This window comes from Streptomyces sp. E2N166 (assembly GCF_003671715.1).
GTDB lineage: Bacteria > Actinomycetota > Actinomycetes > Streptomycetales > Streptomycetaceae > Streptomyces > Streptomyces thinghirensis.
The window spans coordinates 985757-990413 of the sequence record NZ_RAIF01000031.1 but is presented as its reverse complement, the minus strand read 5'-3'; the positions used below and the strand labels follow the sequence as shown (position 1 = coordinate 990413).

Genomic DNA, 4657 nt, shown 5'->3' with positions numbered 1-4657 from the left:
GCCCTCGAGCAGGTCGCGCTCCCACGCGGCGAGCGGCTCGCCGGCGGCCTTGTCACCCTTGTCGCCGGCAGCGGCGCCGGAGCGGGCGATGAGGCCCTCGGCGACGGCGTCGGCGATCACGCGGGTGAGCAGGGTGACGGAGCGGATCGCGTCGTCGTTGCCCGGGATCTTGTAGTCGACCTCGTCGGGGTCGCAGTTGGTGTCGAGGATGGCGACGACCGGGATGTTGAGCTTCCGGGCCTCACCGACCGCGATGTGCTCCTTCTTGGTGTCCACGATCCAGACGGCGCTGGGCACCTTGGACATCTCTCGGATACCGCCGAGGGTCTTCTCCAGCTTGGCCTTCTCGCGGGAGAGGACCAGCAGCTCCTTCTTGGTGAGGCCGGAGGCGGCCACGTCCTCGAAGTCGATCTGCTCGAGCTCCTTCAGGCGCTGCAGGCGCTTGTAGACGGTCGAGAAGTTGGTGAGCATGCCGCCCAGCCAGCGCTGGTTGACGTAGGGCATGCCGACGCGGGTGGCCTGCTCGGCGATGGCCTCCTGCGCCTGCTTCTTCGTGCCGACGAACATGACCGTGCCGCCGTGGGCGACGGTCTCCTTGACGAACTCGTAGGCGCGGTCGATGTACGACAGCGACTGGAGCAGGTCGATGATGTAGATGCCGTTGCGCTCCGTGAAGATGAAGCGCTTCATCTTCGGGTTCCAACGACGGGTCTGGTGACCGAAGTGGACGCCGCTTTCCAGCAGCTCCCGCATCGTGACGACGGCCATGGCCGTATCTCCTCGAGTTTCTCGGTTGTGCCGCGGAAGCCGGACGGCTCCCGCGCCTGACGCCCGCGATGCGCCTTGCCACTGGGGACCGAGGGGCGCTGACACGAGCCTTGGACGGCGTCGTGTCGGGGCGTGCGAAGTCGACCCGGTGACCCGGATCGCCATCAGAAGTGTACGGGACCCACGGGGTACCGGGTGACGCGGCTGTCCACAAGTGGGAAGCGGTCCACAGGGCCGGACGGTGATCGGCCCTGGTGCGGGACGGTTCCGGCATGCGAGCGAGGCGATGTGTGGGTGCGTGTACGTGGGTGGTGCTGCTGCTGACGCTCCTGGCCAGGGGGGCGCCCCGGCCGGCGACGGCTGCGGCGCCGACGACGGTGGAGGTGGAGGCGGCGGCCACGACGACGGTGACGGTGGAGGTGGCGGCCACGGACGCCGGGCGGGTCCCGGATCCGGCGGTGCCGGCCGTGGCCCGCATCTGGCCGGTCGGCACCCGCCCCGCGGTTCTACGGGGCTGGGAACCTCCGGCGACGCCGTACGGCCCCGGCCACCGCGGCGTGGACCTCGCCGCGGTGGACGGAACGCCGGTACGGGCGGTGGCGGCGGGGCGGGTGTCGTTCGCGGGGCAGGTGGCGGGCAGGGGTGTCGTCTCGCTGGAACTCACGGGGACGGGTGATCCACCTCTGCGGACGACGTACGAGCCGGTCGAGGTCTCGGTGAAGAAGGGGGACGAGGTCGCGGCGGGCCAGCTACTCGGCACGGTGCGGCCGACGGGCTCCCACTGCGCGGCCTGCCTGCACTGGGGCCTGCTGCGGGGCAACGTCTACCTCGACCCGCTGTCCCTGCTCCCACCGTGGCTGCTCGACGGAGGTCCGTCGAGGCTGCTGCCGGTCCTGGGAGTCCCGCTTCCGCGGGCCGCGGACGGTCGCGCCGCAAGCAGAGGTGGCAGGAGTGGCCGGGTGACAGGCGCTGCTGGGTGACAGGGGCGGGCACGAGCGGCACCTCCGTGACGCTGGGCGGCCGCGCACCCGTCCCGTGACCCGGGGGCCACGCCTCCGTGGACGCCGAGCCTCTCGACCGCCCCGGCGATCAGCCCCGCACGCCCCGCAACGCCATGGAGACCGCCGCCTCCGTGATCGCCGCCGGCTCCTCCGCCGCCCCCAGCTCGATCCGCCGCACGGCCGCGTCGACGACCCCCTGCAGCAGCATCGCCGCCAGCCGCGGCTGGCCGTGCCCCATCTCCCCGAGCGCCTCGACGATCATCGCGATCAGCCCGCCGTGCGCCGCCCGGATCTTCTCCCGCGCGCCGGCGTCGAGCTCGCTCGCGGAGATGGCCACGACGGCGCGGTGCCGCCGGTCCCCGACGAGGTCGAGCTGTGTGCGTACATACGCCTCGACCTTGGCCTCGGGGGCCGTCTCGCGTTCCATCGCCGCCTCTACCTCCGCGGCCCAGACCGGGAAGTCGACGGCGCACAGCTCCTCGACGACCGCCGCCCGCGACCGGAAGTACTCATAGACGGACGACCGGGCCAGGCCCGTCCGTTCGGCGAGGGCGGGGAAGGTCAGCGCCTCCGTTCCGCCGTCGGACAGCAGGGAGCGTGCCGCGTCCAGCAGGGCGGAACGCTGCATCGACCGGTGCTCGGCCACGGAGGCCGCTCGAATCCTTGGCACGTCACCACTTTACGGACGCGCCACCCGGTACGGGAGTCACTCACCCGACCGCACGACCGCCGACAGGGTCACCGAAGGAGTCGATCGCATGCCATAAGGCCAGGTCAGCGACCAAAGCCCGCCAGCTTGGCGCGCAGCTGCAACACCGACTTGGTGTGGATCTGGCTGACCCGGCTCTCCGTCACGCCCAGCACGTTCCCGATCTCGGCGAGCGTGAGCCCTTCGTAGTAGTACAGGGTGACGACGGTCTTCTCCCGCTCCGGGAGCGTGTTGATCGCCCGCGCCAGGAACCGACGCAGTTCCCGGTCCTCGGCGACCTCCACCGGATTGTCGGCGGCGGTGTCCTCCAGCGTGTCCATGAGGCTCAGCCGGCCCCCGCCCTCGCCCCCGGCGTGCAGCAGTTCCTCCAGCGCCACCACGTTGGCCAGCGACAACTGGCTGAAGACCGCGTGGAGGTCCTCCACCGCGATCCCCATCTCGACGGCCACCTCGCTCTCCGACGGGGTGCGGCGCAGCCGTGCCTCCAGCGTCGCGTACGCGCGCTCCACGTTCCGCGCCTTCTGCCGGACCGACCGTGGGATCCAGTCCAGCGCCCGCAGCTCGTCGATCATCGCGCCCCGGATCCGGGTGATCGCGTACGTCTCGAACTTGATCTCCCGGTCGACGTCGAACTTCTCGATCGCGTCGATCAGCCCGAACACACCCGAGGAGACGAAGTCGGCCTGCTCGACGTTGGGCGGCAGCCCCACGCTCACCCGGCCCGCCACGTATTTCACGAGGGGCGAGTAGTGCAGGATCAGCTGTTCCCGCAGCCGCTCGTCCCCCGTCGCCTTGTACGACCGCCACAGCTCGTCGAGCGTCGAGGGGGCGGGCGGTCGCACGTCGCCACCGTCGCGGGCGGCTGGGGGGATCGCCGCCCGGTCGGACCCGGAGGTGTGCTGGGGCATTCGTCGCCTTGTGCCGTTCTGCCGTGATGTTGGTGTGCCTGGGTGAGGCCGCCGGTCTGCTGTCTGCGTGGGGGTCCTCGTGAGCGTAGCGTGACTGGACAGTCGCGGTGTGCGAAGAGCGGGGCGGGCTCGTACGCAGATACGTTCCGCTGAACGCTCTCCAGGGGGGACGATGATCGCTCTGCGTGATCACTCGAATACCCCAACTGGCAGAATTCCCAAGGGCGTCGGGGTTCCCCCGGACGGCCGAACACGCTGGGTCAACAAGGGCTCCGGCCACCGCGGACCGAGATCATCGCCTGGCGTGTCAACTTCCAGCCGTCGCCGTGTCGTTCGACGTAACCAAGCGCTCGAAGCTCGTACAGTCTCGCGATCGCGTCGTCCTGCGTGGTCTGTGCGCGCCGCGCCACCTCGTCCGCTCCCGCCGCTCCACGTGCCGGGAGCCCGGCCAGCACCTGGCGGGTGCGGGGTTCCAGCAGGTCGGTGGGGAGCACTGGCCCGCGCCGGTCCGGGGGCAGCTCACCCATGTCGCCGACCAGTTCCACCACCTCGGCGGCGTCGCCGACGAGCACCGCGTCGCCGCGCAGCAACTCGTGCACCCCCGCCGACAGCGCGCTGGTGGCCGGTCCCGGCACGCCCATCGTGTGCCGGCCGAGGCGCTGGGCCGCCCGGGCCGTGACCAGCGAGCCGCTGCGGTAGGCGGCCTCGACGACGACTGTGCCCCGGGTGAGCGCGGCGATCACGCGGTTGCGCAGGATGAACCTGCTGGGCGTCGGATGATCGCCCGGCGGCAGCTCCCCGACGACCAGTCCCTGTTCCGCGATCCTGGTGATCAGCCCCGTGTGCCCCGGTGGGTAGGGGCGGTCGACACCGCAGGCGAGGACGGCGGCGGTGGCGCCGCCCGCGCCGAGGGCGCCCCGGTGTGCGGCGCCGTCGACGCCGTAGGCGCCGCCGGACACCACGACCCAGCCGCGTTCGGCGAGTCCGGCGGCGAGGGTGGCCGCCATGTGGGCGCCGTACTCGGTGCAGGCGCGGGCTCCGACGACGGCCACCGACCTCAGCGCCCACATGCGCAGACTGGGCCTGCCCCGCACCCACAATCCGAGGGGCCTGGCGTCCCCGAGGTCGTCGAGCTGCCGCGGCCACTCGGCCGCCCCGGGTGCCACGAACCGCACCCCCGCCGCCCTGGCGACGGCGAGGTCCCGGCGCGGCTCGGCCAGGCCCGCCCTGGCGCACAGGCCGGCCCACCGTTTCTCGCTCACCCCCGGGAG

At 71.9% G+C, this 4657-nt stretch carries 5 protein-coding genes; 1 reads left to right on the top strand and 4 read right to left on the bottom strand.

Annotation, left to right across the window (positions count from 1 at the left end; all coding sequences use genetic code 11):
- On the bottom strand, positions 1-768 hold a 768-nt coding region (rpsB, locus tag EBH09_RS26610; RefSeq protein WP_121749408.1), incomplete at its 3' end, for a 30S ribosomal protein S2.
- A gap of 272 nt (positions 769-1040) precedes the next feature.
- Between rpsB and EBH09_RS26605 the strand changes: the two genes are divergently transcribed.
- Positions 1041-1748: a M23 family metallopeptidase gene (locus tag EBH09_RS26605; protein WP_121749407.1), complete on the top strand. Its 708-nt coding sequence runs from the start codon at positions 1041-1043 to the stop codon at positions 1746-1748.
- Between the two features lie 109 nt (positions 1749-1857).
- Here the strand turns inward: EBH09_RS26605 and EBH09_RS26600 are convergent, their stop codons facing one another.
- The 3 genes from EBH09_RS26600 to dprA form a co-directional block, all read right to left on the bottom strand.
- On the bottom strand, positions 1858-2415 hold the full coding sequence (locus tag EBH09_RS26600) for a TetR/AcrR family transcriptional regulator (RefSeq protein ID WP_121749406.1): 558 nt from the start codon (positions 2413-2415) through the stop codon (positions 1858-1860).
- A gap of 128 nt (positions 2416-2543) precedes the next feature.
- Entirely contained in the window at positions 2544-3386 is an 843-nt protein-coding gene (gene whiG, locus EBH09_RS26595; RefSeq protein WP_121749405.1) for an RNA polymerase sigma factor WhiG, read from the bottom strand.
- Positions 3387-3646: 260 nt separating this feature from the next.
- The coding region (gene dprA / locus EBH09_RS26590) for a DNA-processing protein DprA (protein WP_121749404.1) at positions 3647-4657 on the bottom strand (1011 nt) is incomplete at its 5' end.